Source organism: Terriglobus aquaticus, from assembly GCF_025685415.1.
In the GTDB taxonomy this organism is placed as follows: Bacteria; Acidobacteriota; Terriglobia; order Terriglobales; family Acidobacteriaceae; genus Terriglobus; species Terriglobus aquaticus.
Genome location: NZ_JAGSYB010000001.1, coordinates 3,879,535 through 3,906,120, shown reverse-complemented (window position 1 = coordinate 3,906,120; position 26,586 = coordinate 3,879,535). Strand labels below are relative to the sequence as shown.

26 protein-coding genes are annotated in these 26,586 nt (G+C 63.4%); 13 read left to right on the top strand and 13 right to left on the bottom strand.

Annotation, left to right across the window (positions count from 1 at the left end):
- Positions 1 to 20: 20 nt before the first annotated feature.
- The 3 genes from OHL12_RS16155 to sthA form a co-directional block, all read right to left on the bottom strand.
- Positions 21 to 455 (bottom strand): hypothetical protein, encoded by a 435-nt coding sequence (locus tag OHL12_RS16155; protein ID WP_263414847.1) that lies wholly within the window; start codon positions 453 to 455, stop codon positions 21 to 23.
- Positions 456 to 531: 76 nt separating this feature from the next.
- Positions 532 to 2,460, bottom strand: coding sequence for an ATP-binding protein (locus OHL12_RS16150; protein WP_263414846.1), 1,929 nt, complete (start codon positions 2,458 to 2,460; stop codon positions 532 to 534).
- Between the two features lie 197 nt (positions 2,461 to 2,657).
- Complete coding sequence (gene sthA / locus OHL12_RS16145; RefSeq protein WP_263414845.1) at positions 2,658 to 4,070, bottom strand: Si-specific NAD(P)(+) transhydrogenase; 1,413 nt, start codon at positions 4,068 to 4,070, stop codon at positions 2,658 to 2,660.
- A gap of 231 nt (positions 4,071 to 4,301) precedes the next feature.
- Between sthA and OHL12_RS16140 the strand changes: the two genes are divergently transcribed.
- From OHL12_RS16140 to bshA, 3 genes are all read left to right on the top strand, one after another.
- Entirely contained in the window at positions 4,302 to 5,027 is a 726-nt protein-coding gene (locus OHL12_RS16140) for a hypothetical protein (RefSeq protein ID WP_263414844.1), read from the top strand.
- Between the two features lie 21 nt (positions 5,028 to 5,048).
- The gene (pyrR, locus tag OHL12_RS16135) at positions 5,049 to 5,654 is read left to right on the top strand and encodes a bifunctional pyr operon transcriptional regulator/uracil phosphoribosyltransferase PyrR (protein ID WP_317889830.1); all 606 of its coding nucleotides are present in this window, start codon (positions 5,049 to 5,051) and stop codon (positions 5,652 to 5,654) included.
- A gap of 84 nt (positions 5,655 to 5,738) precedes the next feature.
- Complete coding sequence (gene bshA, locus OHL12_RS16130) at positions 5,739 to 6,872, top strand: N-acetyl-alpha-D-glucosaminyl L-malate synthase BshA (protein ID WP_263414843.1); 1,134 nt, start codon at positions 5,739 to 5,741, stop codon at positions 6,870 to 6,872.
- Between the two features lie 28 nt (positions 6,873 to 6,900).
- Here the strand turns inward: bshA and OHL12_RS16125 are convergent, their stop codons facing one another.
- Positions 6,901 to 7,389 carry a hypothetical protein gene (locus OHL12_RS16125; protein WP_263414842.1) on the bottom strand — a complete coding sequence of 163 codons (489 nt, stop codon included), beginning with the start codon at positions 7,387 to 7,389 and terminating at the stop codon, positions 6,901 to 6,903.
- A gap of 241 nt (positions 7,390 to 7,630) precedes the next feature.
- Between OHL12_RS16125 and OHL12_RS16120 the strand changes: the two genes are divergently transcribed.
- The 4 genes from OHL12_RS16120 (at position 7,631) to OHL12_RS16105 (ending at position 11,484) form a co-directional block, all read left to right on the top strand.
- Positions 7,631 to 7,840 carry a hypothetical protein gene (locus tag OHL12_RS16120; RefSeq protein WP_263414841.1) on the top strand — a complete coding sequence of 70 codons (210 nt, stop codon included), beginning with the start codon at positions 7,631 to 7,633 and terminating at the stop codon, positions 7,838 to 7,840.
- 133 nt (positions 7,841 to 7,973) lie between these two features.
- Positions 7,974 to 8,975, top strand: coding sequence for an aspartate carbamoyltransferase catalytic subunit (locus OHL12_RS16115; protein ID WP_263414840.1), 1,002 nt, complete (start codon positions 7,974 to 7,976; stop codon positions 8,973 to 8,975).
- Positions 8,972 to 10,321 (top strand): dihydroorotase, encoded by a 1,350-nt coding sequence (locus OHL12_RS16110; protein ID WP_263414839.1) that lies wholly within the window; start codon positions 8,972 to 8,974, stop codon positions 10,319 to 10,321. Before OHL12_RS16115 ends, OHL12_RS16110 begins: the two co-directional genes overlap by 4 nt.
- 95 nt (positions 10,322 to 10,416) lie before the next feature.
- Positions 10,417 to 11,484 (top strand): hypothetical protein, encoded by a 1,068-nt coding sequence (locus OHL12_RS16105; RefSeq protein ID WP_263414838.1) that lies wholly within the window; start codon positions 10,417 to 10,419, stop codon positions 11,482 to 11,484.
- 202 nt (positions 11,485 to 11,686) lie between these two features.
- On the opposite strand, the gene miaA is transcribed toward OHL12_RS16105, so the two are convergent.
- From miaA to OHL12_RS16090, 3 genes are all read right to left on the bottom strand, one after another.
- On the bottom strand, positions 11,687 to 12,619 hold the full coding sequence (gene miaA / locus OHL12_RS16100) for a tRNA (adenosine(37)-N6)-dimethylallyltransferase MiaA (RefSeq protein WP_263414837.1): 933 nt from the start codon (positions 12,617 to 12,619) through the stop codon (positions 11,687 to 11,689).
- Positions 12,620 to 12,819: 200 nt separating this feature from the next.
- Complete coding sequence (locus tag OHL12_RS16095) at positions 12,820 to 12,990, bottom strand: hypothetical protein (RefSeq protein ID WP_263414836.1); 171 nt, start codon at positions 12,988 to 12,990, stop codon at positions 12,820 to 12,822.
- Positions 12,991 to 12,996: 6 nt separating this feature from the next.
- Positions 12,997 to 14,091 carry an energy transducer TonB gene (locus OHL12_RS16090; protein WP_263414835.1) on the bottom strand — a complete coding sequence of 365 codons (1,095 nt, stop codon included), beginning with the start codon at positions 14,089 to 14,091 and terminating at the stop codon, positions 12,997 to 12,999.
- Between the two features lie 194 nt (positions 14,092 to 14,285).
- On the opposite strand from OHL12_RS16090, the gene OHL12_RS16085 reads away from it, so the two are divergent.
- The 5 genes from OHL12_RS16085 (at position 14,286) to OHL12_RS16065 (ending at position 17,346) form a co-directional block, all read left to right on the top strand.
- A complete protein-coding gene (locus tag OHL12_RS16085) occupies positions 14,286 to 15,047 on the top strand; it encodes a YqaA family protein (protein WP_263414834.1) in 762 nt (253 codons plus the stop codon).
- Between the two features lie 249 nt (positions 15,048 to 15,296).
- Positions 15,297 to 15,704: a hypothetical protein gene (locus OHL12_RS16080; protein ID WP_263414833.1), complete on the top strand. Its 408-nt coding sequence runs from the start codon at positions 15,297 to 15,299 to the stop codon at positions 15,702 to 15,704.
- 51 nt (positions 15,705 to 15,755) lie between these two features.
- A complete protein-coding gene (locus OHL12_RS16075; protein ID WP_263414832.1) occupies positions 15,756 to 15,926 on the top strand; it encodes a hypothetical protein in 171 nt (56 codons plus the stop codon).
- Positions 15,927 to 15,986: 60 nt separating this feature from the next.
- Positions 15,987 to 16,160, top strand: a complete 174-nt coding sequence (locus OHL12_RS16070; RefSeq protein ID WP_263414831.1) for a hypothetical protein — start codon at positions 15,987 to 15,989, stop codon at positions 16,158 to 16,160.
- 133 nt (positions 16,161 to 16,293) lie between these two features.
- Complete coding sequence (locus OHL12_RS16065; RefSeq protein WP_263414830.1) at positions 16,294 to 17,346, top strand: oxidoreductase; 1,053 nt, start codon at positions 16,294 to 16,296, stop codon at positions 17,344 to 17,346.
- A 111-nt stretch (positions 17,347 to 17,457) separates the two neighbouring features.
- On the opposite strand, the gene OHL12_RS16060 is transcribed toward OHL12_RS16065, so the two are convergent.
- The 5 genes from OHL12_RS16060 to OHL12_RS16040 all read right to left on the bottom strand — a co-directional run bounded on the left by OHL12_RS16060 (position 17,458) and on the right by OHL12_RS16040 (position 23,414).
- A complete protein-coding gene (locus tag OHL12_RS16060; RefSeq protein ID WP_263414829.1) occupies positions 17,458 to 18,156 on the bottom strand; it encodes an alpha/beta fold hydrolase in 699 nt (232 codons plus the stop codon).
- Positions 18,157 to 18,263: 107 nt separating this feature from the next.
- The gene (locus OHL12_RS16055; RefSeq protein WP_263414828.1) at positions 18,264 to 19,040 is read right to left on the bottom strand and encodes an AraC family transcriptional regulator; all 777 of its coding nucleotides are present in this window, start codon (positions 19,038 to 19,040) and stop codon (positions 18,264 to 18,266) included.
- A gap of 280 nt (positions 19,041 to 19,320) precedes the next feature.
- Positions 19,321 to 20,454: a glycoside hydrolase family 76 protein gene (locus OHL12_RS16050; RefSeq protein ID WP_263414827.1), complete on the bottom strand. Its 1,134-nt coding sequence runs from the start codon at positions 20,452 to 20,454 to the stop codon at positions 19,321 to 19,323.
- A gap of 33 nt (positions 20,455 to 20,487) precedes the next feature.
- Positions 20,488 to 20,829 carry a hypothetical protein gene (locus tag OHL12_RS16045; RefSeq protein ID WP_263414826.1) on the bottom strand — a complete coding sequence of 114 codons (342 nt, stop codon included), beginning with the start codon at positions 20,827 to 20,829 and terminating at the stop codon, positions 20,488 to 20,490.
- A 101-nt stretch (positions 20,830 to 20,930) separates the two neighbouring features.
- Positions 20,931 to 23,414 (bottom strand): zinc-dependent metalloprotease, encoded by a 2,484-nt coding sequence (locus tag OHL12_RS16040; RefSeq protein WP_263414825.1) that lies wholly within the window; start codon positions 23,412 to 23,414, stop codon positions 20,931 to 20,933.
- Positions 23,415 to 23,515: 101 nt separating this feature from the next.
- On the opposite strand from OHL12_RS16040, the gene OHL12_RS16035 reads away from it, so the two are divergent.
- Positions 23,516 to 24,634: a Gfo/Idh/MocA family protein gene (locus tag OHL12_RS16035; RefSeq protein WP_263414824.1), complete on the top strand. Its 1,119-nt coding sequence runs from the start codon at positions 23,516 to 23,518 to the stop codon at positions 24,632 to 24,634.
- A 21-nt stretch (positions 24,635 to 24,655) separates the two neighbouring features.
- On the opposite strand, the gene OHL12_RS16030 is transcribed toward OHL12_RS16035, so the two are convergent.
- The gene (locus OHL12_RS16030) at positions 24,656 to 26,338 is read right to left on the bottom strand and encodes a GH39 family glycosyl hydrolase (RefSeq protein WP_263414823.1); all 1,683 of its coding nucleotides are present in this window, start codon (positions 26,336 to 26,338) and stop codon (positions 24,656 to 24,658) included.
- Positions 26,339 to 26,586: the final 248 nt, after the last annotated feature.

Below are 26,586 nucleotides of genomic sequence, written 5' to 3'. Positions count from 1 at the left end.
TAAAAGTGGGCTTGACAGATTTAGCGCGCAGCCTTGCCAAGGTCGTAGCTGAAGTGAAGATTGCCCCAGTTGCTCTTAGCGATTTCGGTACTTTCTCGGAGGCACTGATCGCATCGGATGGCGAGACGATCGGGCGCGGCCCAAAGGATGACGATCCGGTCTATAGGATCGTCCGTGGCCATGGCCGAGAACTGGCCGAGGTAGATGCCGTGCCACTGATGCTCGACAATGACCCCGGCCGCGTGGTCGTGTTCCCCGTTGACGTAGATGAGGGCGCGGTAGCGATGGTCCGGCGACTCAACTGCAGCGCTGGGGCGGAGGTTGGACCAGAGGCGCCCTCCGGCGAAGATGCCATCCATGGTGGTACCGCCGAGAGCCGCGAGGACGAGGATCGGTGTTGTCCAGCGCAGGGTGTGCCGCACGATCTTCTGCGTAGTGGTTGGATCGGGTGGCATGCAGAAGAGAGTATTGGTTCGGTACTGGGATAGCAACAAATGTCCCATGTCCGAGAAGCCGGACATGGGACCTGGCTTAAGCCACAGTACCGTCAAGAGTAGCCTGGAAAGGCTCAGCTATAACCCGGTCTAGCAGCGCAGCAGACGAAGCCTCCGCGTACCTCTCGCTTAGCTTCTCTTTCAGACGGAAAAGCCGCTTATTGGCTAGGCGTACTAGTTGAGAGTACGTGACGACTTGAACGTTGCCGCGTTCACCTATTCGACGGCTAAGCTCGATCTTCGGAGAGTAGGAATGACCAATAACAAAAGCTCTGAAAGTCGGTTGACCGTCTATAAGACCGCTCCGAAGAAGATCCTCTACATAGTTTGACGCTTGGTTCACATTGTCTCGATTGATCTCCGCTCCACCGCGCTTTAACTCGATGAGTAGGACCTGGGAAATCACCGGCATGCCCGAGACCTCGTCAATTTGTTCCGTGGCGGTCCCTGACAAACTTCTCTCCGGCAGAACAAGTATGTCCGGTCGCTTGCGACCGTTCTCTACTTCCCCATTCAGTGCCTTCTTACCGAACAGTTCATGCAAAGCCGAGTTAAGCGTTATATTTGAGACAAATTCTGGAGAATCAAACTCTGGTCCAAAGAGCCAACGACATTCAACTATCAACGGATGTAACGAATGGAGTTCATCCGCTTTAGGATCCGCGGACAAAGTTTCTATCGCAGAGCAAACCGTTAGGCGGCGATCTATTTCATCTAAAACAATCAGAGCATCTCTAACGGACCATTCACTCAGAAGTCTATCTAGACCAAGAACATCTTCGTCTGAGAGGCTTGTCAGCCTCTCCAGCAACTGCGCTCCGCCTTTCATTCGCTCCAGCGAAATGGCAGCAGCCACAGAGGCGGATAGGCTTTCAAAACTTATAGTAGGGTTACTTTGAGTCACCTGATCGACAAAATCTTGCAAATCTCGCCGGCCTAAAGAACTAAGAGACGATAACTCTTCCGCATGCTCGCGGTAGACGCTAGCTTTGGTCTCGTACATTCGCTCTTCGGACAATTGCAAGAAGATCTTTCGAACGTACTTACTTACCTCGCTCATCAGCGCTTTCACCCGTTCAGTGCGGCGGAAACCCGTCCAGTCTGGCAGGACATCTTCAAAGAGATCATCAGTTTTCACCACCACTGTGTAGCGCTTAGCTATGCGCGTTCTACCGTCCAAGAATATCGTTCCTCCAGCCGCCCATCCCGGCTCCCCGACAAGGCGATTGCCTACCCAGAAAGCCACCCCTTGGTATTGGGTTCGGCGAGAAGACTTGGTTGAGTCCACGAAGAAGGCTTGCGCTTTGAATCCGTCCGAATAGATGATTTCAGCTTCAGAGACGAGGCCCTTGTGCTCCGCTAAAGGGATGAACTGGCCGTTCACGCTCACCCTGAATTGGGGATCGTGCAGAAAGCGCGCTGCAAGAATCTCGCGTGTACGGGGAGCCGAAGGGAGATTACGGGTCACGCGGCAACTTAGCGTTGTACCATGTCCAGCAGCTTTCCTTGTCTTAGCATCCGCTATCTCAAAGGGGTTTGCACCACTCGTAGTTACAATCTGTAACTTTGTCTCTTCTCCGTCTCTGCGGGTTCTGACTTCGTACTCGGGTGCAAAACACAGCATTCCGTGTCTGCCCACACCATTGCGACCGTAGGCGGGCCTCGCTAGATGGCGTCTTTCCGGAGGGAACTCTGCTTGACTACCTTGGTGGCGAACACGGTCGTAGCCAAGTCGCATCCATTTGTCTCGGAACATCTGCTCGGTCATGCCGGTTCCGTCATCGCGCACGAGGAGCTTCTCCTCAAGGTCTGAAGGAAGCTCAATGTTGACCTCAGAAGCGCCAGCATCCCAGGCATTAGCAACGAGTTCAGTCAGGGCGACATCCGGAGAGTTTGCGATAGGTCCAAGAGTGCGAACAAGAAAATCTTCTTCAAACAGGCAGCCCTGCTTAACCCCGTTATCCAATGAAACTCTCCTTTATGCGTGAGCATAACGAAGGGACCCTTGGTGCGCCACGTCATCTGATTGATGTCACCGCAATGATGCGGGCTGGCAGTGGAATTGCGGCCTTACCAGCATCATGGACAGGTTCAGCGACTCTCCGGAAGAGCCGCACCAAACGAGAAAAGCCCTGAAGTGCAGCTAATTTCGACCCAGTCGAATCAGTCCCGGCGGAGGCGGTTTAGGCCGTTGAAGGCGGCTACTTTGTAGCACTCGGCGAGGGTGGGGTAGTTGAAGACGGTTTCGACGAAGTAGTCGACGGTTCCGCCGAGGGCCATGACGGCCTGGCCGATGTGGAGGAGTTCGGAGGCTCCTTCGCCGATGATGTGGACGCCGAGGATGGACCGGTTTTCGCGGTGGAAGATGAGCTTGAGGCGGCCGGTGGTGTCTCCGCGGATCTGGCCGCGGGCGATCTCGCGGTAGTAGGCGACGCCGACTTCGTAGGGCACGTCTTCTTCGGTGAGCTGCTCTTCGGTTTTGCCGAGGAAGCTGATCTCCGGGATGGTCCAGATTCCGTAGGGGTAGAAGCTGGGGTTGGAGAGGATGGTGTCGTCGCCGAAGGCGCGGGCGGCGGCGATGCGTCCCTGCTCCATCGAGACGGAGGCGAGCGAGGGGAAGCCGATGACGTCGCCGACGGCGTAGACGGACGGGCACTTGGTGCGGAAGTCCTTGTCGACGGGGATGCGGCCGCGGTTGTCGGCTTCGACGCCGATGGCGGAGAGGTTGAGCTCGTCGACGTTGCCCTGGCGGCCGACGGCGTAGAGCAATGCCCCGCCCTGGACCTTTTTGCGGCTCTCGAGGTTGGCGGTGACGGTGCCGTCCTCGTTTTCGGTGACGGACTCGACCTCTTCGTTGAGGCGCATGGTGACGCGGGAGTCGCGGAGGTGGTAGCTGAGGGCCTCGATGATTTCCTGGTCGGCGAATTCGAGGAGGCGGGGGCGGCGCTCGATGAGGGTGACGCGGACGCCGAGCGCGGCGAACATGCAGGTGTACTCGACGCCGATGACACCGCCGCCGACGACGATCATGGTGGACGGGAGGTTTTTGAGCTCGAGGATGAGATCGGAGTTGATGATGGTGCTGCCGTTGATGGGCACCTTGGGGCTGGAGGCCGGCTTGGTGCCGGTGCCGATGATGATGCTTTCCGCCTCATAGACGGTCGAGCCGCGGGAGTTGGTGACGCGGACGTGGGAGGAGTCTTCGAAGGAGGCGACGCCGGTGAGGACTTCGATGTTGTTGCGGGAGAGCTGGGCCTCGGTGACGTCGATCTCGGTCTTGATGACGTGCTGAACGCGGAAGGCCAGGTCGGCCATGGTGATGCGTTCTTTGACACGGTAGTTCATGCCGTAGATGGACTTGTAGTTGTAACCGGAGAGGTGGAGGACCGCCTCGCGCATGGTCTTGGAGGGGATGGTGCCGGTGTTGATGCAGGCGCCGCCGACGACCTCTCGGGATTCGACGAGGGCGACGCGCTTGCCGAGCTTGGCGCCGTAGATGGCGGCGCGCTGGCCGGAGGGACCGGAGCCGATGACGATGAGGTCGTAGGCGCTGCCGGACTTTGTGGAAATGGCCATGTTTGGGGGCTGCTCTTCCTCGGGTAAGGGGACGCGGCTAACTGCAGGCAGAGCCGTGCAGCGGACGGACTGGTTAGACGTATCGGCAGAGCCGGAGGTCTCGGTTAGAGGCCGGAGTACCCCTGCGATACGGCCTTAGGCTACCACGGCGGAGGGAGGCGAACGGCCACAGGCGGGGTGGCCGGATGACGCCAGATTGATTCGAGTAAGCTGCTGGGGAGAGTGATTGTTATGGAGCAACATTGCGGCCGGTGTGGCGCTGTGATTCCGCAGGTGGACGGCGAGCCCGGAGCGTTCTGCGCGGTGTGCGGCCTGCCGCAGTTGCGGGTGTCAGAGAGTGTGCTGGACGCGGTGGAGGTGCGGGCGTCGCAGCCTGCCGCCGGGGCACGCGATGGTGGGGCCGCCACAGCGCTGGCAGGTGCGATGGACTGGCCGCTGATGCTGCGCATCCTGGCGGTGGCGACGGCCGTGGGGCTGTTGCCGGCACTGCTGCTGCACGATGTGCTACTGAGCGGGACGCTGGGCTTTGCGGTGTTGTTTTTGTTGCCGCTGCTGGGGCTGGCGAGCGCGGCGGCGTATCTGCGGTGGCGTCCGCGGGGGCGTATGACGCCGGGACGCGGCGCGCAGATGGGGTTGGCGCTGGGGACGATGCTGGCGTTTGCGGAGAGTACGGTTACGGCGGTGGCGAGCTTTGCGCTGCGGTATGGGCGGCACAACCTGAGCCTGCAGCAGAACTTTGACGCGGTGATGCAGCAGGCCGAGGCGCAGGTACGCGCCGGGCAGCCGAACGCACCGGCGGGGCTGTTTGCCGCGATGCGGACGCCAGAATGGCACGCTGGCTGGTTCCTGCTGATGGAAGGCGCGGTGATGGTGCTGCTGGTGATCGGCGGGGCGCTGGCCGGCTTGATTGCGGGGACTGTGTTGAGCAAACGGCAACGGTCGCTGGGCGCGGGGTAGAGACGTCGCGGATGGCGCGGTATGATCCTGAGCAAGATGAGCGAGACAGGTTTGCAGCAGGCTTCGGAGACGGGAACACCGCAGATTCGGGAGAAGGGCCGGCTGATGTCGGCTTCGGAGATTGACCGCACGCTGGTGCGGCTGGCGCACCAGATTGTGGAGAAGCACAACGGCGGCGGCAACCTGGGGCTGGTCGGCATCAAGCGGCGCGGTGTGCCGCTAGCGGAGCGCATCGGCAAGATCATCGAGACGATCGAGAAGCAGCCGGTTGAGGTTGGGTCGCTGGACATCCAGTTCTACCGGGACGACCTGTCGACGAGCGGGCCGCGGCCGACGGTGACGCCAGGAGCGATCGGGTTCGACATCGCGGATCGCGACATCATTCTGCTGGACGACGTGCTGTACACGGGGCGCACGATCCGCGCGGCGCTGGATGCGCTGTTCGATCATGGGCGGCCACGGTCGGTGCGGCTGCTGGTGCTGATCGATCGCGGGCATCGCGAGCTGCCGATTGAGGCGCAGTTTGTGGGGCGCGTGGTGCCGACGAGTTCGCGCGAGATTATTGAAGTGAAGCTGAGCGAGGTGGATGGGGCCGACCAGGTGTTGCTGGTGGAGCGAGTGGATTAAGCTTCGTCATTGTGTCACGGAAGATTGAAGCCCACCTAAGCTGCCCGCACGCGGCGAAGGTGGGCTTTGCTGCATCTAGTTGCTATGAAGATTGGGATGACGTGCTACCCGACGTATGGTGGCAGCGGTGTGGTGGCGACGGAGCTGGGGATTGAGCTGGCGGCGCGTGGGCACCAGGTTCACTTCATCACGTATCAGCAGCCGTTTCGGCTGACGGGGCGCGAGCACGGCATCTTCTTCCACGAAGTGGCGGTGACGACGTATCCGCTGTTTCAATACCCACCGTATGACCTGGCGCTGGCTTCGCGGATGGCGGAGGTGGCGGAGTTCTACGAGCTGGACCTGTTGCATGTGCACTACGCGATTCCGCACAGCGTGTGCGCGATGCTGGCGCGGCAGATGCTGGAGGCGCGTGGGCGGCGCGTGCCGTTCATTACGACGCTGCATGGGACCGACATCACGCTGGTGGGGCAGGATCCCGGGTACCTGCCGATTACTAAGTTTGGGATAGAGCAGAGCGATGGCGTGACCAGCATTAGCGATGACCTGAAGCGGGCGACGGAGCGGGACTTCGGCATTCAGCGACCGATTGAAGTGATCCAGAACTTCGTGAACTGCGACGAGTACAAGCCGGACGGCGCGCTGCGGGCGCGGGATCGCGCGCAGTATGCGGCGGAGGGCGAAAAGCTGATCTGCCACCTGTCGAACTTTCGGCGGGTGAAGCGCGTGGACGACGTGGTGGAGGTGTTTGCGCGGGTGCAGCGCGAGGTGCCCTCCAAGCTGCTGCTGATTGGCGATGGGCCCGACCGGTCCCTGGCCGAGCAGCTATGCCTGAAGTACGGCATCCAGGGCAAGGTGCATTTTGTGGGCAAGCAGGATTCGGTGCAGGACCTGCTGCCGCTGACAGACTTGTTGCTGATGCCTTCCGCGATGGAGAGCTTTGGGCTGGCTGCGCTGGAGGGTATGGCGTGCGGTGTGCCGTGCATTGCGACGCGGGTGGGTGGCGTGCCGGAGCTGGTGGAGGATGGCGTGAATGGGCTGCTGTTCCCTGTTGGCGATGTGGAGGCGATGAGCGCTGCGGCGGTGGCGCTGTTGCGGGATGAGGAGCGGCTGCGCGGGATGGCGGTGGCGGCTCGGCGGACGGCGCAGGATCACTTTTGTACGTCGCGGGTGATTCCGCGGTATGAGCGCTTTTATGAATCGGTGCTGGGGCGGTAGAGGTCGGATCGCACCCGGTCACTGGTCGTCAGGGCTGCGCATCGCGCGATAAGACGGCATTCAGGACGTACGCTGCATGATCGATGCCGGACCGTCCGGTAAAGCCATTGCCGAAGTGAACGCTTTGCCCAGATGGCGTTAGAAGTACCAGTTGACGGTTCCGCGAACTGCCTGTTTCGGCGACTGCGCGGTTGAATGACGCGATGGGGTATGTTGCGCTGCGCTGGTAGTAGAAGGAACGCTCGTCGATGCGAATGGTGCGATCTGCCTGGGACACGGTGATGGTGCCGCGATAGCTGAGTGCATCCAGGCAGAAGTAGAACGTGAAGGCTGCTAGGACGACGGCGAACCACGGGAGCTTGCCGTTCTTCTTGTAGAGGACCCTTGCCATAAAGAGAACAAAGCAGACGCTCAACGACAAAGCGCCAGCCGTGATCACGTCGAGAGGGTAGACCACCTGGAGAACACCGGCGGATGGAGTGAGCACCTGCACCTCACCGGGAAAGAATGCAAGCATGATGCTTCACGTTCTACCATGCCGGTCTTTGCGCTCGTAAGCCGAAGCGATGCGTGAAAGCACGCGCCGCTGTAGCGGTTGTAGGCAACAAAGTTGTGCCAAAGATGTTGCGGTGGAGTTATGTTGGTGGCCTTCGGAGAGTGGCGCTGGCGATGCTGCTTCCGGAAGATCGTCGATCCGCAGACCGCGCCGAGGCGCGAACACCACGGCAGCGCGGCCCCGAGCGGAGACGGAGGGCGACATGCACGTTTCGGATCTGGCACACACCTGTGGGGACATGGCGCGCGGCCTGGCACAGGCGTATGTGAAGGGCTGCGAATGTATCTGCGTGGTTCACGACCCGCCGGCGGAACCGAGTGAGGCCAAGCTGGGCACGCCGGGCGACGGGAAGCCGCAGATTCGGGCATCGTTGGAAACGGATGCATACCACCTGGTTCCGCGCATCTTCTAACGTTCGCACCAGGACGGAAAGCTGTCGCGGCCTCGATGTGCCGCGCGACTGTGCGTGCCCGCGTCTCCCGCCGCGACGGCACGCTGCTGACGACAGGTGCCCAAGCCGAACGACTTGATAGCATCGGCTTGGCATGATTGATGGTGGCAGGGAGCAAGTGAGTGGCGGCGGGACGCAGGCGGGTTCGCTGCTTTCGATTGCGGATCTTTCGCTGGAGCAAGTGAGCGCGGTCCTGCAACAGGGCGATGCGCTGGCGGCAGAAGCGCATCGCGAGCGCGTGGCGCGGCTGGATGGGCGCAAGGTTGCGCTGCTGTTTTACGAGTCGAGCACGCGGACGCGGACCAGCTTTGAGCTGGCGGCGAAGTCGCTGGGTGCGATGACGACGCTGGTGAGCGACAAGTCTTCTTCCATTGAAAAAGGCGAGAGCCTGCACGATACGGGCGTGACGCTGCGCGCGCTGGGCGCGGAGTGCATCATTCTGCGGTCGAACTTTTCGGGCGCGCCGGAGGTGCTGGCGCGGTCGACGGGGTTGCCGGTGCTGAATGCGGGCGATGGGATGCATGAGCATCCGTCGCAGGCGCTGCTGGATCTGCGGACGATGCTGGAGTGGTTTGGGACTGAGCCTACTGGGTTGAGCGCGGACACTTTGCGCGGCAAAGTAGTGGTGATTACCGGGGACATTCGGCATTCGCGGGTGGCGCGCAGCAACGCGAGGCTGCTGCCGCGGCTGGGCGCTCGGGTGATTCTGTGCGGGCCGGTGGAGTTGTTGCCGGAGGAGGCGCTGTCGCTGGCACCCGGGCTCGAGGTTGAGCGGGACTTTGAGCGCGCGCTGCGACAAGCGGATGTGGCGATGATGTTGCGAGTGCAGCGGGAGCGGCTGGCGGGCTTGGAGCTAGATGTGAACTCGTATGTGCGCGACTACCAGTTGCACGGGCGGCGGCTGGCGGAGTTTGGGCCGGGAGCGCTGGTGATGCATCCGGGGCCGATGGTGCGTGGGCTGGAGATTACGAGTGATGTGGCGGATGGGGCGCAGTCGCGGATTGAGCGGCAGGTGACGCATGGGCTGCAGGTGCGGATGGCGCTGTTGTGCCGGGCGCTGGGGTGCGGCGAGTCAGCAGGCGAGGTGCGCGCGTGAGTGGAGCGGTGTTGTTGCGGGGTGGGACGCTGTTGCAGCCGGCGGAGGATCGCAGCTTTCGCGGCGATGTGCTGATTGCAGATGGTGCGGTGGCGGCGATTCATACCGGCGAGGCGGGTGCGCTGGATGCGCGCGCAAAGGATGCCGGGGCCGAGGTGATCGACTGCACGGGGCTGGCGGTGGCGCCGGGATTTATCGATGTGCACGTGCACCTGCGTGAGCCGGGGCAGACGCACAAGGAGACGATTGCAACGGGCACGCGCGCGGCGGCGGCGGGCGGGTTTACGACCGTGGTGGCGATGCCGAATACGTCTCCGGTGACGGACAGCGTGGAGTGGCTGGAGTTTGTGATGAGCCCGAAGCGCCAGGCGGCGGTGCGCGTGCTGGCCATGCCGGCGGTGACCGTGGGCAGCATGGGCGAGCGGCTGACGGACATGGCTGCGCTGCATGCAGCGGGCGCGGTGGGATTTACGGATGACGGCAAGCCGGTGCTGCAGGACGAGGTGATGCGCGAGGCGTTGCGGACGGCGGGGCGGCTGGGCGTTCCGGTTTCGCAGCATGCGGAAGATACGCGCATGACGGTCGGCGCCAGCATGAACGCGGGGCCGGTGAGCTTTCGGTTGGGGCTGCGCGGGATGCCGGTTGAGGCCGAGTCGTCGATTGTGGAGCGGGATATTCGGCTGCTGGAAGAGATTGAGCGGGCGGACAAGGTGCGGCCGCATCTGCATGTGCAGCATGTGTCGACGGCGAAGGCGCTGGAGGCGATTCGGCAGGCGAAGCGGCGCGGGCTGCACGTGACGTGCGAGGTGGCTCCGCACCATATTGCGCTTACCGACGAGGCGATTGCTGGTGACGCGGCGCAGAGATCGGTGCGGTATGACACGCGGTTCAAGATGAATCCGCCGTTGCGTTCGGCGGAGGATCGCGACGCGTGCATTGCGGCGGTGCTGGACGGAACCGTGGATGTGCTGGCGACGGATCATGCGCCGCATGCCGCGTGGGAGAAGGGCGTGGAGTTTGAGCGCGCTCCGAATGGGATTGTGGGGCTGGAGACGGCGCTGGGCGTGGCGCTGCGCGTGTTGCACCGGGAGCATGGGATGGCGCAGGGCAAGGTACTGGCGCTGATGACGAGCGCGCCGGCGAAGGTGCTGGGGCGGGACGACCTGGGTGCGCTGGGTGTGGGGTTGTCGGCGGACGTGGTGGTGTTCGATGCCGGGGCTTCGTACGCCTACGACGTAACGGCGACGGCTTCGCGGTCACGGAATACGCCGTTCGATGGCGCGGCGATGGTGGGCCGGGTGCGGTACACGGTGAGCCAGGGGCGGGTGGTGTTTCGGGCGTCCTGAGCGCGGTAAGCGTCGACGGCTGAAATCGTTGCGGCGGGTTCACCTTGTCGGCTTCTGTCGCATCCCAAGCGCATTGGGTTTGGGAGGCGCTTGGGATGACTTCTTCGATTTCTGCTTTGCGGGTTTCAGCGCGGCGTTCTTTGGCTGCGGGGGCGGTAGTGTTTGCGCTGGTTGCACCGTTGAGCGGCTGCAAGTCCGCGTATGACCGGGCTGTGGAGAAGGCCAAGCAGGACGCGATTGCGACCGGGCAGGCGCAGCAGGTGGTCAGCGTCGACAAGGATGGGAAAACCACGGTGACGGTGGTACAGCCGCCGCAGGCCGTGGGCCAGCCGGTGAGCGTGAATACGCAGACCGAGCCGGCGGGTGCGCCGCTGCCGGCGAACCTGCCCGACTATTCGAACGGGGCTCGGCCGGCGCCGGGGAACACTGTGACGTTCATGGGGCCGAAGACGGGGGTTGCTGCTCCTGCTTCGGGTGAACCGCTGCCTCCGGGGTCGGTGGTGGGATCGACGCCGATTGCGCCTGCGCCGACGGTGGCGGCGCCGAGTGTGGGACCGGCGGTGAATGGAGCCGTCGCTGGGGCGGGCGCGGGAATTGGTTCAGGGCCGGATGCGCCGGAGGCTCCGCCGGCGAACTTCGTGCCTACAAATGTGACGCTGCCGGCGGGGACAGGCATTGCGATCCGGATCAACCAGACGCTGTCGGTGAAGCACACGCATGCGGGCGACCGGTTCAGCGGGTCGCTTGCGGAGACGATCCGGCGCGATGGCAACGTGGTGCTGCCGCGGGGAACGCGGTTCAACGGAGTGGTAACGGAAGCGCACAAGCGCGGGCACTTCAAGGGGCGGAGCTACCTGGGCTTGCGGCTGACGAGCATGGTCTTCAACGGCAAGGTATACCCAATTGAAACGGCCGGAGTGACGGAGACCAAGAAGGGCAAGGGCAAGCGGACCGCTGGATTTATTGGCGGGACGGCGGGTGTGGGCGCACTGGTAGGTGGCGTAGCGACGGGCGGCGTTGGCCTGGCGGTGGGTGCGCTGGCTGGCGGTGGGCTGGGAACGTTCCTGGCCGGGGTTACGGGTAACAAGGACATTACGATTCCCGCGGAGACGCTGTTGCGGTTCCGGTTGGAGGACAATCTGACGGTGCAGCCGGCGCAGTAGTGAGGGAGTAGGGAGTAGGGCTCAGGGATTAGGGAGAAAGCGTTGAGGCGGTAGGGATAGGGTTGAGCGGAGCGCCGCTGGGTGGCGACTTGCCCGACGGTGTTGTGGCCCGCGGGAAAAGCAGGTCCTTCGCTGCGCTCAGGATGACACCTTGTGAGGGCAGGGCGTTTGAGCTCGCTGGCGGGGCGGGGCTGGGAGTTGCCTATGCCTTGAGCGCCTGCAGGAGTGCTGGGAGTGCGGTTTCGCCGAAGGTGGGGAGCCAGTGGATGCGCGGGTCGCGGCGGAACCAGGTTCCCTGGCGTTTGCTGTAGTTGCGGTGGCCTTGCTGCGTGGCGGCGATGGCTTCGGGCTCGGTGAGTTCGTTGCGGAGGACGGCGGAAGCCTGCGCATAGCCCAGGGCTTGGAAGGCTCGCGGGGTGGGGCCGTACTCGGCGATTAGGTTGCGGGTTTCTTCGATTAGGCCGTTCGCGAACATTGCGGCGCATCGCGCGTTGATGCGGGTGTAGAGGTCGGCGCGCGGCGGGGCGAGGCCGAACTGGACGACATGGAAGCCGGTGAGCGGTTCGGGGCGCTGGTCCTGCCAGGCTTCCGTGATCGGTTGACGGGCGAGGAGCCTGACTTCGAGGGCGCGGATGAGCTTGGGTTCGTCGTTGGGGTGGATCGATGCGGCGGCGGCCGGGTCGAGGCGCGTGAGCAGGCGATGGAGCGAGGCGGGGCCGCGGCGTGTGCTGAAGGTGCGCAGGCGGTCGCGGAGGGCTTCGTTGCGGGTGGGCATGGGGCTGAGGCCGTCGAGGAAGGCGCGGAGGTATAGGCCGGTGCCGCCGGCGACAATGGGGGTCTTACCGCGCGAGGCGATGCTGTGGGCGGCGGCGCGGGCGGCGCGGCCGTAGTCGCCGGCGGTGTAGTCGGTGGCCGGGGTGGCGACGTCGGTGAGGTGGTGCGGGATGCGGGCCTGCTCGGCGGGGGTGGGCTTGGCGGAGCCGATGTCCATGCCGCGGTAGACCGCTACGGAGTCGCAGGAGATGATCTCGCCGTTGAGGTGTTCCGCGAGAGCGAGCGAGAGCGCGGTTTTGCCGGAGGCAGTCGGGCCGACGAGGACGACGAGGAGCGGGTCGTTCTGTGAGTTGGTGGCCACTGCATCCACCTTAGCGGGGGAGAGGCCCAGGGCTAAAGCCCTGCATCGCGGCGGTCGCGATTCAGCGGCCTGAAGGCCGCTGCTCCCTCCCTCTCAGGTTATGCAGAGCTGCGGTGTCCGCTTCACGCCGTGCTGCGATGACTGGCTCACGCGGGCTGCGATCCATTCTTCGATGGTCGGGCAGTTGCGGCGGTATGCCGTTAGGGCAGGTCGATGCGCCACCAGTTCGGGAGAAAGATGTTGCGGGGGCCGGCGAGCAGGACGCTGGCGATGAGGATGGCCGCGGCGGCGATGAGGAGGACGATGAGTTGGCTGCGGCGCTGGGTTGCGTTGCGGGCTGCCAGATCGTCCGGTTGCTGCTGTGTGCTCATGGAGCGCTACTGCAGGTCGCGGTCTTTGTTGACGCGGAACTCGATGCGGAGTTCGAGGTTGGGGCCGTGGAACTCCTTGGGCAGGGGTGGGGCCGAGCCGATGCTCTTGAGCGAGCCCCAGGCGGCGCGGTTGATGGCGTCGTCGTGGGTGGAGTAGTCGAGGTTCATGCCGGTGATGCGGCCGTCGGGCTGGATGGTGAAGCGGACGCCGGTGATGCCCTGCTTGAAGAGGGGCGAGTTGCACTCCTCGGGGATGAGGGGCAGCCAGGCGCGGCGGACCTGCGCGAGCAGCCGCTGGATGTAGCGGCCGAAGTCGACGCCCTGGGTATCCGAGAGGATTTCGTAGCCGGCTTTGCCCTGCCCCTGCTTGCCCGGAGCGTTGCCATAGTCGCCCTGCTGGTCGGGGAGGCCGCTTTGCGAGCGGGAGCTGCGGGCGGCGTCGGCGATGGCGGAGGAGGCGCTCTGCTGGTTGTTGAAGTTGGGCTGGCGCTGGGACGACGGCGCGGGCGCATCGGCCACGATGGGCGGGACGTTCGGGTGCGGCGTGGGCTGCGGCGTGACGTGGGTCTGCTGCTGCGGCGGTTGCTGCTGTGCCTGAGGCTGCTGCGGTGCGGGCTGGGCCGGTTGCGGCTGCGGGCGCGGCGCGGGCGGTTCGGGGTGGCCGGCGCGCGGCTCAGGCGGCGTGGGCGCCTTGGTCGGGCGCGGGGTTTGCGCCTCGGCCGTGTGCTCGCTGATGTGCGGCGCGGGTTTCTGGCGCAGCATGTCTTTCAGGTTGGGCGGAGTTTCGAGGTAGGTGAGTTCCTTGGGGTTGCGGTCCTGAACGATGAGGACGGGGCGGTGCGGCAGCCAGCGCGGAAGGAAGATGTAGGCCAGCGCCATGACCAGCCAGAGGATAACGGCGAGGTAGACGGCTTCGCGGAAGCGGGCGCGGGCGCGCTCGTCGTCGATCTGGTCGATGAGCGTGATGAGTTCGTGCGTGTCGTAGTAGTCGTAGCGGCGGCCGTTGCCGGAGCGGCCCCGCGAAGAGCGCGGAGTGTCGGAACCCGGATCGGGCGGCGGCTGCGGAGCTTCGTGCTCCGGTGGTGTTTCGACGGTTGGCATTGCCTGCTAGGTCTGACTCGTTCCGGCGCGAAAGAGTTTCGTTCGCCCCGGTGACAGAGGGCAGGGCCGAGGGTGCGCTCGGTACATTTTCGCATCCTGAGGCGGGTTTTGGGCGAAGAGGTGCGGCCCGGGGATCGGCTTTGACGCGCCACGCGGGGTGGCGCAGGCGGGCCGAAGGGTAAAATGACCCGAGCATGATCCACGTTCCACTTGTCGCCACGCTGCTGGCGCAGACCGCCAGCGAGGCCGGCAAGCATCACGGTCCGCTTTACCCGATCACGCATGGCCTGGCACGCTTCGGGCTTTGGATCAGCAAGGTGTTTGCGCCGCTGGGCCTGTGGGGCCTGGGCGGGCTGGCGCTGCTGGATTCGGCGCTGGTGCCGCTGCCTGGCGGAATCATCACGTGGGTCGTGTTCTACGTGGCGCGTGAGCACCAGAATGCGCTGGTGAGCGCAATTGTGGCAGCGGCGCTGTCGACGATTGGGAGCCTGCTTCCCTTCTACATTGGCCGGGCGGGTGGCGAGGCGCTGTTGCTGCGCAAGGTGGATCGGCGCCGCTATGAGCGGATGCGCGACCGATTTGAGCGGCAGGAGTTCCTGGCGGTGATGCTGCCGGCGATGTGCCCTCCGCCGATGCCGCTGAAGGTGTTTGAGCTGGCGGCGGGCGTGTTCGAGATGCGCGTGCGGTCGTATACGTCGGCGCTGTTTATCGGCAAGTTTGTGCAGTTCCTGGCGGTGGCGCTGTTGGCGCTGAAGTATGGCATGGGCACCACGGCGATGCTGGAAGGCGCGGTGCGATCGCATGGGCGCGGCATCCTGGTGGTGGTCGGACTGCTGCTGATCGTGCTGGCGCTGTGGATGGTGCGGCGGATGTTTGCGCGCCGTGGGGAACGGCTGCCGATTGAGGAAGAGGCGGCTGCGCCGGCGGCGGGAACGCATACGGTGGTGGAAGAGTAGTCCAGCGTCTTCGCAACGGTTCGCAAAGGTGAACCGCTGACCGGGGTTCGCGTTTGCTGGAGCAGTGTCGCTGCTGCAAGCGAGGCTTCGCGCATGGAATTGTGTGCCCGAGCGGAGATTTAAGGTGTGGGCGGCACGCGATGCGTAAAGAGGCTAGACTGGAAAGACCACCTCTCTCGCCTCTAGTCCGATTCCGGACTTCTTCTCTAGACGAGCTCACCTTTGCAGTGCAGCCAGTCTGGAGCCGCCATGTTCACTTTTGAGAGCAAGCAAGTCGTATTTGAAGGTCTGTTACGGCCATTTTCCGGAAGGCTGGTCGACGTGAACGTCGCGGTCGATACCGCGGAACAGGCGGACGCTCCGACGCGCTACTGGACGTTGTCGCAGGACGCTGCGGACCTACGGGATCCAGAGAACTCGCCGGGTGTGAGCATGTGGGCGTTTCTGCTGGCTTCTGCGCAGACACAGCGCCTGAACGAGATCAGCATTTACGCGCAGCGTGGCGCCAGTTCCAAGGAAATGCGCCTGCTGTACATGAACGACTTCGCCTTGACCATCTGGAAGCAGATGCAGAAGGGCGTCAAGATTACGGGACGCCTGCAGAGGCCGCCGCGGACAGCTGTGCTTTCGTTTGGCATGCCTTTCGCGAACTCCTAATAGGGGCAGTACATGCCAGATAGATCTCCACTCCAATCGAAAAGGACAATTATGACAACCGCGAATCTAGAACAGGCAAAGTCCTCCCTTGAGAGTCACCAGACTTCCTTCAACGACATTGTGAAGCAGCCCAACACGCTGGAACGCAATGTTGTGCTGGCAGAGCATCGCTCGGAGATCGGCCGGCTGCAGAAGCTGATTGCGAAGTCGACGAAGCTCTAACGGAGCTCCATGCCCGGCAGGCAAGGGCGTTCGTTCGCAGGCGACACGATACGAGGAGCCATGAAGATCACCGATCCGCCCTCGATGCAAAGCTGGTATCCAACCCAGGCCGAAACAAAACAGACGCAGCGAGATCAGATGGCGCAGTCGCTGCGGAATGCCCGGGAATTTGCGGAGGCAGCACCTGTGCCGAAGCAGATGCACTGGTGGACGCGGCTCTTTGAGCGCACCTAGATCGTCATGCAGCAGTAATCCTTACGAATCAAAGCGGCTTGTGCGAGGTATGTGCACAAGCCGCTTTTCGTTTGTGGAGCGTTTGCTGTTCCATTTGGGGCAGAATGACTGCAGGTTTGTGCGAGGAAGTGGGATGTCAGAGGAAGCGGGAAGCATAAGAGTTGGCCTGATTGGGTATGGCTATGTGGGCCGGACATTTCATGCTCCGCTGGTACGCTCTGTTCCTGGGCTGACGCTGACGGTCGTTGGATCGAGCCGGCCCGCGGAGGTGCTGACAGCGCTTCTGGAGGTGGAGGTTGTTGGCGATCCCCTTGCGGTTGCAACACATCCTGACGTCGACCTTGTTGTGATTGCAAGTCCAAACCAGAGCCATTACCCACTTACAGCGGCAGCGCTGCGCGCGGGCAAGCATGTTGTGTGCGACAAGCCGTTCACGCTGACCCTTGCGGAGGCGCAAGCTTTGAATCGGATTGCTGACGAGCAAGACCGGTTGCTGTCGGTGTTTCATAATCGGCGGTGGGATAGCGAGGTGCTTGCCACCCGGGCCGTGATCGCGTCGGGCATGCTTGGCGAGATCTCATTGCTGGAGATCCACATGGACCGCTACCGTCCGAACGTTCGAAAGCGATGGCGCGAGTCTGCCGGCCCCGGAGCGGGGCTGTGGTTCGACCTGGGGCCGCACCTGATCGATCAGGCGCTGCAGCAGTTTGGGATGCCGGAGACAGTGTCTGCGCAACTGGCCGTACAGCGCGAAGGCGGCGAGACCGACGACTGGGCGCACGTGGTGCTTGCCTACGGGAAGACGCGCGTCATCCTGCACGCAACGCTGCTGGCTGCCGGAGGCGGGATGCCGAGAACCGTGGTTCACGGCACCCAGGGAAGTTGGGCGAAGTTCGGAGGCGATCTGCAGGAGGCTCGTTTGCAACGAGGCATGCGCCCGGACGAGGTCGGCTTTGGAGACGATCCGGACCCGGGCTGGTTCTATGGTGCGGCGAACGCGGAACCGGTGCGTATGCCGCCCCCGGGCGCAAACCAGCGGGCGTACTACGTTGCGATCCGGGAAGCCATTCGCGGACGCGGAGCGAACCCCGTTCCTGCCAGCGAAGCTGTTGCCGTGATGGCTGTGCTGGAGACGTGTTTCGAGTCCGCACAGCGCGGCATGGTTTTACCGGTTCGCGGGTTCTGATCGCGCAACGCTGAGGAGTGGCGATCGGCTGTCGCAGCTTCCGTTAAGTGCTCTTCTCGTTCCTTATGCCGATACAAAGTTGCTGGCGCTGTCGCGCCAGCAACTTCAGGATTACCTGGCGCCAGTGGCAGCGTCCTCGATCACCTTCGCGACCTCATTCGGATGAGAGAGCATCACGACGTGGCTTGCAGGCAGCGTTGTGGTTGTTGCCTGGATTTGTTTGGCCATGCTCGCCTCGTGTTCTGGCGCAATCATGCGATCGTTGCTGGCGACGATGTACCACGACGGTTTACTGCGCCACGCGGCCTGCGTTGGCTGAGCCCCAAAGATCGAGCCGGAAGTCTGCGGCTGGGTCGCTATCATCAGCGCCTTCTCTTCCTCGCTCAGGTCCTGCGCAAAGTCAGTCGCAACGCCCTCTGGGGACAGCAGAATGAAACCATCGCCCACCGGCACGGCCGTCTGCGGGCCCGGCGGCGGCGGAAAGGCTTTGCCGATCTCCACAATGGACTGCCCGGCATCGGGAGCAAAGGCCGCAACGTATACCAGCGCTGTGACCTTGGGATCGTTGCCAGCCTCTGTGATGACGACTCCACCGTACGAGTGGCCGACCAGAGTCACCGGTCCATCCTGCGCGGCGATCGCGCGCTTTGTAGCTGCGACGTCTTCCTGAAAGGTCGTCAGAGGGTTGGAGACAGCGGTCACCTTGTATCCCTTGGCGAGCAATAGCGGAATGACCTTCGACCAGCTCGATCCATCGGCGAATGCGCCATGGACCAAGACGATGTTCTTGGAATGGGAAGTTTCGGACATGAGTGTTCCTCCAGGGGGGTCAGAAAACTCTGACCGCTCCTGTTGAGTGTGTGCGCAAAGCCCGCACACACCGTTACCGAATCTTGCCCACCTTTGCCGCTTCTTGCTTATTCCTGCGTGGCGCTTCGGAAGGCCGATGGAGTGACGCCCATTGCTCGGCGAAACGCTCTTGAGAAGTGACTCACGTCCTCAAAACCTACCTCGATCGCCACATCGGAAACCGTGATCTTGCCCACCTTCAGCAGATACCGCGCTCTCTCCATGCGGCGGTCCATCACGTACTTCGCCGGTGTCGACCCCAGGCTGCCCTTGAAGCTGCGGAGGAAGTGAAACGAGCTCAGTCCGGCAGTCGCCGCCAGATCGGCCAATGAGATCTTCTGGTGCAGATGCGTTTCGACAAAGGCCTGCACCGCACGGATCTGTTTCGGCGCAAGCCGTGGAGCCGTCCGTGTTTTTAGTGGCGCGATTGCCCCCGCATGGGTGCTGATGGAAAGAGCCACAGCCGTCGCAATACATTCCAGCCCCATTCCGCTGTCGGGACTCGCATCCAGGCTTTCGTGCATGAGCGCGCGCATCAGGTGGTAGATCCTTGGTGAACAGGGAGTCAGCGCATGCAGAATTGGCAGCGAGGCTCTGCCGCCTGCAGACTGCACAAGAAGGTCAAACGTCGGCGGATCGAACGCCAGCGCGATTCCTGCCATACGGCTCTCGAACCGCACGCTGTGCCGGCTTCCTTCGGGCATAATCCAGATCGATCCCGGATGAATCCAGCGCATTCCGGCAAACTCAGGACTCTTGATCTCTGCCCGCGCTGCCGGCCCTGTGTACAGAAATAAGTTGTGCTGAAGAAGTTCTCTTTCAGCAAACTCGGTCGGCTCATGCATGTGTTGCTCCACATGCAAGCCCCGAGCGGCAAGCCCGGCGTGTCTGCGCACAACGTGCGGAACGATCGGGACGATCTGTCCTCGCTCCCGGACTGAGATCGAGCCAGTCAAGCTTCGTTCCTCCGGCCTTAGATTCCGCTGCTGCTTCTAATCATCCTCTAGCAAAATTCGTGAAGTTTGCAGAAAAAGATACGGCCGTGTCTTGATCTCCCGATAGGTTGGCATGTGGGAAGCTATGTGGCTTCAATCTACTGAGCTACTCATAGCGACGAGAAGGAAGCTAGTCGGGGATGGCCGCGGTGAGGGCGTCGAGGGCGCTGCTTTGGGTGCTGGCGTCGATGGATTTGGGCGGGCCGGACCAGACGAGGCCGAGCTGGTTGTCGGTACCGCCGAAGCGCTTAGCGGTGTTGCGGTCATTGAGCCAGATGCTGTCGGCGTTCGTTTCGAAGAAGGCGGTGTAGCGGGGTTCGTGAACGACGTGCTGCAGGGCGCGGAGGTTGCGGACGAAGATGCCTTTGAACTGCGGGGCGTCGGCGCCGCAGGAGGTGGGCTCGCAAGGGTCGTGCAAGACGCCGGCGGTGTCGGTGAGGTTGGCGAGGCCGGCGTCGGCGAGGATGCGAGCGTCGAGCAGGAGCTTGGTGTCGGGGTTGATGCGGGACCACTCGGCGAGTGCGCCGAGGACGACGCCCTGGTTGTAGGTCCAGACGGTGCGGCCGTTGTTGGTGCACTGGCCGGAGGCCTTGTCGATGGTGAGGCCGTCGTTGACCAGGTGCTGATTGTTGATCATGCCTGAGTTCTGGAACCAGGCCCACTCTTTCGTTGCCCAGTCGGCGTAGCGGTCGCGGTCTGCGGCTTGGGCGCGCGCGGCGAGGTGCGTGGCGACGGAGAAGAAGAGTTCGTTGGCGATGGCGTTCTTGTAAGTGCGTTCCTTGCTCCACCAGATGCCGCCGCCGCAGGTCGAATCCCAGCCGCCGCTCATGTCCTGGAAGATGGTCTGCGCCATGGCGAGGTAGCGCGTGTCGTGCGTGAGGTCGTAGGCGTCGACCCAGGCGAGGGCCCACCAGCCTTCGTCGTCGTAGTAGTCGTTGAGGAAGTTGGGCGCGCCGGTCATTTTGTCGAGTGCGCCGACCTGTTCCGCCTTGGGAACGACGATCTGCGCCTGCGTGAAGGTGTTCGCGAGGGTGGGCGCGTAGGTCTGCGAATGCGTGGCGCGACTGAGATCGACGATGGCGGTGATGGCGTTGGCAGCGTTCCACCAGCCCGTGGTGGTGTAGAGGCCGGTGCGCTGCACGTACCAGTGCTGGAGAGTGGCGGCTGCGGCATTGGCGCGTTCGCGTGGGCTGGGCTGCGGCTGTTGGGCGAGGCAGGTGGTGGCGAGCAGGAGCAGAGCGCAGGCGAAGCGGGTTGCGGGCATACGTTCTTTTCTACAAGAGCTGGATTAGTAGGTCTATCTAGACCACGGATTCACAAGCCAGCCGTTCTCCTCTATATCGCGGAACATCGGAGCTGCTTCGTCGTGTAGTTCGACGGCATCGACGCCGAGAGCTTTACACGAGGTCAAGATTCGCTCTGATGCAGTAAAGCTGATCGTCTCGAGGATGTCGTAAGTCTTGCCTTCGTACACGAAGGAAAGCACGGGAACGGTAGCCTTTCCATACATGCGGATGACGCGCTGCATCGCAGCGATCTTCTCTACCGCAAAGCGAGTTCTACGCCAGCGACCCCAGAAGCTTCGGCGCCCGTAGTGCAATTCGGATGCATCGCAATGCATGAACTGCACAGACGGCATGAACACAGAGCATCCATGTTGCTCAACGGAGATGCTCGACGAACTTGAGCGGATGACGAAGGCATGGGTGTGCTGTCTCGGCTCGTGTCGTGCAGACATGACTACATCTCGTCGTCGGTGCCGATGGGCATGCCGGGTGGGGCTTGCTGGGGTTTGACGGGGACGAACTTCTGCGGGTCTTTGAGGTATTGCTGGACGCGGTCGACGAGGGCGCGGCGGTGGATGGCCTCGGCGGAGTCGGTGGGCATGGGTTCGATCGTCCACTTCTTCAAGAGGTCGTCGATGTGGGAGCGGGCGATGGCGCGCGCCTGGGAGGCGGTGTTGGGTTCGACGGAGAGGGCGAGCATGGCTTCGAGGCCGCGGAACTCGACGGCGCGCTCGATTTCAGACGAGGTGGTGTGGCCGCCTTCGGGGCGCTCGGCGGTGGTGTTGGAGATGCCTTCGAGCACGGTGCGCAGGCCGGGTGTTTTGGTGATGCGCATGTGGAGTTCGAAGAGACGCGTGGCGCGTTCGGGGTTGCAGAGAAGCGAGAGCGTGAGGTCTGCGGAGGCTTCCGCGGCGGCGACGGGATCGAAGATGGCACCGGCGTTGGAGGCGAAGGACTCGCGCGTGCGCTGCCAGCCGGGCGGGTGCGGCGGCATGATCGCGAGGATGTTTTCGGGCAAGTCGAGAACATCGGGTTTGAGGGTGGAGAGGACGGCTTCCAGCGCTTTTTGCTGGATGGCGGGGTCGATGATGGTGGGGTTGGGCTGGCCGTCGCCGCGCAGGTTGTACTCGTAGTTGACGCCAGCGATGAGCTTGGCCGCGGCCTCGGTCTGGTAGCGGTGCAGCAGGTAGAGCGGAACGAGCGCTTCCTGCAGAGTGGCCATGGGCTGGCCTTCGCGGATGACGGAGGGGCCGAAGCGCGCGAGGGCGGCCTTGCGGATTTCGAGGATGCGGTTGAGCTCGGCGACGGGGTCCGCGCCGTTGTCCCAGAGGTGGGCCTTGGGGTTGGCGGAGCCGAGCGGACGAGCGTCCTGGTCGGTGATGTAGGGCAGGCCGGCGGCTTGGGCGTCGGTGAGGATCTTGTTCAGGCTTGCGGTTTCGGCGGTGGGCTGTTCCTTGCGGCCGAAGTCGCGGTAACCGTAGTTGATGGCGACCTTGTCCCAGGGGCCGATGCCGACGGCGTAGGCGTGGGAGAGGTCGGGCACGCCGTTGGCGAGCGTGATGTAGGGGTGCGGGTAGTCCATGACGCTGGTTCCCTGCCCCGCGGTGCTGGCGGCGAAGTTGTGAGCAAGGCCGAGGGTGTGGCCCGTCTCGTGCGCGCTGAGCTGGCGGATGCGGGCTAGGACCATCTGCAGCATGGGGTCTCTGGCGGCGTCTGCAATACCCTTTGCATTGGGGCCGGTGTAGGGCGCGAGCAGGGCTTCGGCGATGAGGTAGTCCTGGCGGCCGCGCAGGCTGCCGAGGGTCACGTTGCCCTTGAGGATTTCGCCGGTGCGCGGGTCGGTGACGGTGGCGCCGTAGCTCCAGCCGCGGGTGTAGCGGTGGACCCACTGGATGATGTTGTAGCGGACGTCCATGGGGTCGGCGTCGGCGGGCAGGACATCAACGCGGAAGGCGTTGTGCCAGCCGGCGGCGGTGAAGGCGTCGTTCCACCAGCGGGCGCCCTCGAGCAAAGCGGAGCGGATGGGTTCGGGTGCGCCGCGGTCGACGTAGTAGGTGATGGGCTCGACGGGGTCGCAGTTGGTGCGGCAGTTGGGGTCTTTCCTGATGAGGCGGTGGCGCTCGATGAAGCGCTGGTCAAGGTCGGCGCCGAGCGGAGCGTTGTAGTCGCGATGCGAAAGGTCGAAGTAGCCGGAGCGCGGGTCGTAGCGGCGCGGGGTGAAGCCGGGCTCAGGAAGGGCGACGAAGCTCTGGCGCTCGCGGATGGTGAGCGAGTGCGGGTCGGGCGTGACGTCGGAGACGAAGTGCGCCCTGGTGATGTCGTCTGTGGTGAAGGTGAGGATGGTTTCGACTTCGGTGTTGCGTGGGAAGCCCTTGGTGCTGTCGAGCGCGATGGCTGAGCGTGAGGCGTCGACCTTGTAGCTGCCCTGGTGCGTGGCGGTGAGCGATTCGGAGACGTGGTGGACGTCGCGCAGGAAGAAGTCGGTAGCGTCGACGAGCAGCGAGCCGTCCGGGTTTTCGGCTTCGACTTTGAAGCCCCACAGGACGGATTCGGGGAAGCTTTGGCGCGTGGCCAGGACTTCGGCGGGCTCGGTGGCTGAGGTGCCGAGGCCGAGATTGCGCTCGGTGAGCAGGACCTTGCTGCCCTGGCGTTCGAAGCGAACGACGCGGGCGGGTGCGGTCTGGCCGCGGTCGAGGCCGAGGTCGTTGGAGCCGGTGCCGTAGGGCAACGAATCTGTCCAGAGAAGGTCGGTGCCGGGGTGCGGGATCTCTAGGAAGAGCTTGCCGGATTTGGCTTCGTAGTCGAGCGGGACGAAGCCCGCGATGTGCTGCATGCCGGCGATGCGCGCGGTGAGGGTCTGCGGCCTGGGTGTGTCCTGCGCCGAAAGGGTGAGCGCGGCGAGCAGGAGGGTGGAGAGCAGCAGGGGCTTTCGGGGCATGGTGCTTTTGTAGCACCTTCTACCGCCGCAAGTCGGCGTGAGGCGGTGTGGCGATGCGGGCGGGTTGCCGCGCATCTGATGTGGTCAAGAGGACACTTCGCATGAACCGTCGGGATTTCAGCAGGCTTTCTGCGCTCGCGCTGACTGGGTTGAGTTTGCCGTCGTTCAGTGCGGCGTCGGACTTGGGATTGCAGGGCGGCAGCGGTGCTGGCGAGCCGGTGGGCTATGCGCTGGTGGGGCTGGGCACCATCAGCGACATCTTTGGGCGCGGCTGCCTGCAACTTGCGGGCAAGAACATCAAGGTGACGGCGCTGGTGACCGGACACGGCGATACGAAGGGCAAGGAGTGGGCGGCGCGGTATGGTGTGCCCGAGAGCTCGATCTACTCGTACGAGAACTTCGACCGCATCCGCGAGAACAAGGCGGTGCAGGCGGTGTACATCGGATTGCCGAACAGCATGCACTGCGAGTACACGGTGCGCGCGGCCAAGGCGGGCAAGCATGTGTTGTGCGAGAAGCCGATGGCGATCAGCAGCGCCGAGTGCCGGCAGATGATCGATGCGTGCAAGCAGGCGAAGGTGAAGCTGATGATCGCGTACCGCTGCCACTACGACCCGACGCACCTGGAGACGGAGCGGATCATCCAGTCGGGGGCGATTGGGCAGATTCAGGCGTTTGAGGGCGGGTTCGGGTTCAATGCGCACCCGAATCAGTGGCGGCTGGATCCTAAGTTCGCCGGTGGTGGGCCGATCATGGATGTGGGGATCTATCCCCTGAACGCGATGCGGTACTTCGTGCGCGAAGACCCGACGGATTTTACGGCGGTGGTGTCGACGCGGGACAAGACTTCGCACCGGTTCGACGGCATGGAGCAGACGATGGAGTTCACCATGAAGTTTCCGTCGGGTGTGCTGGCAAGCATCGGTACGAGCTATGGCGAGAACATGCCGGGCTTTGTGCGCATTCACGGGGATAAGGGGACGATCGAGCTGGGGCCGGCGTTCGATTACACGGGGATTCACCTGCGCAGCCTGGAACCGAGGATCCATGCGGATGCAACGAGCCCGGATGATCAGACGTTCCACTTCCAACTGGAGGCGACGCACTTTGCGGATTGCATTCGCACGGGTGCGACGCCGAAGACGCCAGGCGAAGAGGGGCTGAAGGACATGCTGGCGATTGAGGCGATCTATCGCGCGGCGGGACACCCGATCGCGTAGCGGCTTGGAGGGCTGACGCGGTTACCACTTGATGGTGATGAGCTCGACGCTTTGCCTGGGCATGTCCGTTGCGATGTGGACCGTGCCGTTGGTTGCGTCGAGCCATGCGGGCGAGGTAAGCAGTTGAAGGCCGGCCGCGGACTGGAGTTGCTGGTACTGCTGGGTGGTGGGGTGCTGCGGTGAGCCCATGGCCTGCCACGCGGTGTAGGCGTTGCTGTGCGTGTCGTCGATGCGGTACTGGGAGACGAGGACGCGCTTTGCAGTTGCTGGGACGCCGGTGATGCTGACTGAAGTGGGCGTAGCTGGGCCAGGCGCGTTGCTGTCGTTGTAGTTCCACACGAGGACGGCTGCGGTGTTGTCGGTGCCGCGCGTGGCGAGGGCGTCGGTGTCGTTGTTGCCGCGTACACCGGTTTGCACGATCTGTTCGAGTGGAACGGCGCCGGTACTGGTGACGGCCACGCGAGTGCCGTGCAGCAGGGCGGCCATGCGGAAGAAGTTGAGTACTGGCTTGTCGATGCCGTTGGTGGAGAGCGAGCGGAAGCCTTCGAAGTAGTCGCGGCCCTCAAACTCAAACGACCAACTGAGCATGGAGAGCAGGTTAACGCGGTACTTGTCCTGCAGTTGGAACAGGCGCTTGTAGGCCGCGGCGGTGTACGCGGGGTAGAGCGTGCCGTTGCGGTAGTTGTTGGCCGGATTCACCTTGCTGGAGCAGGCGGCGCAGCCCTCGGGGTCCGCCTCGCTGAGGATGATGGGCAGGGTGCGGAAGCGCGGGAAGGTGGAGACGAGCTGGAAGCCGTGGTCCACGTCGGTGAGTTCGCTGGAGATGCCCATGATGACTTTGCCGTCAACGATGGTGGGCTGGCCCTTGGCGTGGAAGCTGATGAAGTCGAGCGGCAGAGGCTTGCCATTGGCGGAGCTTTTGCCGGTGTTCACGTGTTCCAGGAAGCCCTTGAGAAAGTCGTAAGCTTTGGGACTGCGCGGGCTGGTGGAGGCGGGACCGCCGACTTTGGCGTCGGGCAAAGCTGCGCGCACACCGGCGACGGCGTAGTCGTAGAGCTTCCAGTAGTCCTGGGGCGAGGCGTGCCAGTAGTCGATGTCGGGCTCGTTCCACACTTCGAAGTACCACTGCCGCACGGTGTCGCGGCCGTAGCGCTGGACTAGGTGCGCGGTGACGACGCGGGCGAGTTCGCCCCACTTTGCGTAGTCCTTGGGCGGGTTGTCGCTTTTGCCGCTGACGGTGCTTTGCGGGTAGTGGACCTGGTACGGTTCGTGGCGGTTCGGCAGGTCGGCCGCGAGGTCCTGCGGCATGAAGCCGAGCTCGACCATGGGACGCACGCCGGCGGCCTGGAACTCGTCGAAGATGCCGTCGAGGATCGTGAAGTTATAGACGGGCTTGCCCGTGGCGTCTTCGCTGTAGACGCCGGTCGAACTCCACTTGAGCTCGGGTGTGCCGTTGCCGCTGGTGAGCAGGTGGTGCACGCGGATATATACGGGCACGGGCGAGAGATCGTGCAGCTTGCGAAGGAGGACTTTGCCGTCGCGCATGGTGGTGTAGTTGCCTTCGTCGTAGCCGAACCAGCTATAGATGGGCTTGTAGTCGCCGGTGGGTTGGGCCAGGTTTACGGCGATGGCGACCGGCTCTTGCTGCGGCGCTTCGGGCGGCGGTGGGATGGTGCCCTGGGCGAGTGCGGTCAGGCTTGCCATGATTGCTGCCGTTGCGATACACAGCGCGCTCCGTTGACGAATAGTGTCACGTTGCTTCATCGGGTCATCCTTCTGGCGATCGCATCGAGCCGCGGTCGAGTCCTGCATGTGCAGTTGTACCCGAGTACGGCGGTGGTGTGCGCCGTGTGGCTTTGCTTGTGATGGAAGCGGAGCTTTTCCGAGATGTTGCGGTTCGGATGGCAGAGGGCGAGGCAGCGTGGGAAGCAAGACGAAGGCTCCGGAATCTT

Coding starts and splice junctions, on each gene's coding strand:
- OHL12_RS16155 (WP_263414847.1), bottom strand. CDS start 455: ATGCCACCCGATCCAACCACTACGCAGAAGATCGTGCGGCACACCCTG.
- sthA (WP_263414845.1), bottom strand. CDS start 4,070: ATGGCCATTTCCACAAAGTCCGGCAGCGCCTACGACCTCATCGTCATC.
- OHL12_RS16140 (WP_263414844.1), top strand. CDS start 4,302: ATGGAGCAACATTGCGGCCGGTGTGGCGCTGTGATTCCGCAGGTGGAC.
- pyrR (WP_317889830.1), top strand. CDS start 5,049: ATGATCCTGAGCAAGATGAGCGAGACAGGTTTGCAGCAGGCTTCGGAG.
- bshA (WP_263414843.1), top strand. CDS start 5,739: ATGAAGATTGGGATGACGTGCTACCCGACGTATGGTGGCAGCGGTGTG.
- OHL12_RS16125 (WP_263414842.1), bottom strand. CDS start 7,389: ATGCTTGCATTCTTTCCCGGTGAGGTGCAGGTGCTCACTCCATCCGCC.
- OHL12_RS16120 (WP_263414841.1), top strand. CDS start 7,631: ATGCACGTTTCGGATCTGGCACACACCTGTGGGGACATGGCGCGCGGC.
- OHL12_RS16115 (WP_263414840.1), top strand. CDS start 7,974: ATGATTGATGGTGGCAGGGAGCAAGTGAGTGGCGGCGGGACGCAGGCG.
- OHL12_RS16105 (WP_263414838.1), top strand. CDS start 10,417: ATGACTTCTTCGATTTCTGCTTTGCGGGTTTCAGCGCGGCGTTCTTTG.
- OHL12_RS16095 (WP_263414836.1), bottom strand. CDS start 12,990: ATGAGCACACAGCAGCAACCGGACGATCTGGCAGCCCGCAACGCAACC.
- OHL12_RS16090 (WP_263414835.1), bottom strand. CDS start 14,091: ATGCCAACCGTCGAAACACCACCGGAGCACGAAGCTCCGCAGCCGCCG.
- OHL12_RS16085 (WP_263414834.1), top strand. CDS start 14,286: ATGATCCACGTTCCACTTGTCGCCACGCTGCTGGCGCAGACCGCCAGC.
- OHL12_RS16080 (WP_263414833.1), top strand. CDS start 15,297: ATGTTCACTTTTGAGAGCAAGCAAGTCGTATTTGAAGGTCTGTTACGG.
- OHL12_RS16075 (WP_263414832.1), top strand. CDS start 15,756: ATGACAACCGCGAATCTAGAACAGGCAAAGTCCTCCCTTGAGAGTCAC.
- OHL12_RS16070 (WP_263414831.1), top strand. CDS start 15,987: ATGAAGATCACCGATCCGCCCTCGATGCAAAGCTGGTATCCAACCCAG.
- OHL12_RS16065 (WP_263414830.1), top strand. CDS start 16,294: ATGTCAGAGGAAGCGGGAAGCATAAGAGTTGGCCTGATTGGGTATGGC.
- OHL12_RS16060 (WP_263414829.1), bottom strand. CDS start 18,156: ATGTCCGAAACTTCCCATTCCAAGAACATCGTCTTGGTCCATGGCGCA.
- OHL12_RS16055 (WP_263414828.1), bottom strand. CDS start 19,040: ATGCATGAGCCGACCGAGTTTGCTGAAAGAGAACTTCTTCAGCACAAC.
- OHL12_RS16050 (WP_263414827.1), bottom strand. CDS start 20,454: ATGCCCGCAACCCGCTTCGCCTGCGCTCTGCTCCTGCTCGCCACCACC.
- OHL12_RS16045 (WP_263414826.1), bottom strand. CDS start 20,829: ATGCCGTCTGTGCAGTTCATGCATTGCGATGCATCCGAATTGCACTAC.
- OHL12_RS16040 (WP_263414825.1), bottom strand. CDS start 23,414: ATGCCCCGAAAGCCCCTGCTGCTCTCCACCCTCCTGCTCGCCGCGCTC.
- OHL12_RS16035 (WP_263414824.1), top strand. CDS start 23,516: ATGAACCGTCGGGATTTCAGCAGGCTTTCTGCGCTCGCGCTGACTGGG.
- OHL12_RS16030 (WP_263414823.1), bottom strand. CDS start 26,338: ATGGCAAGCCTGACCGCACTCGCCCAGGGCACCATCCCACCGCCGCCC.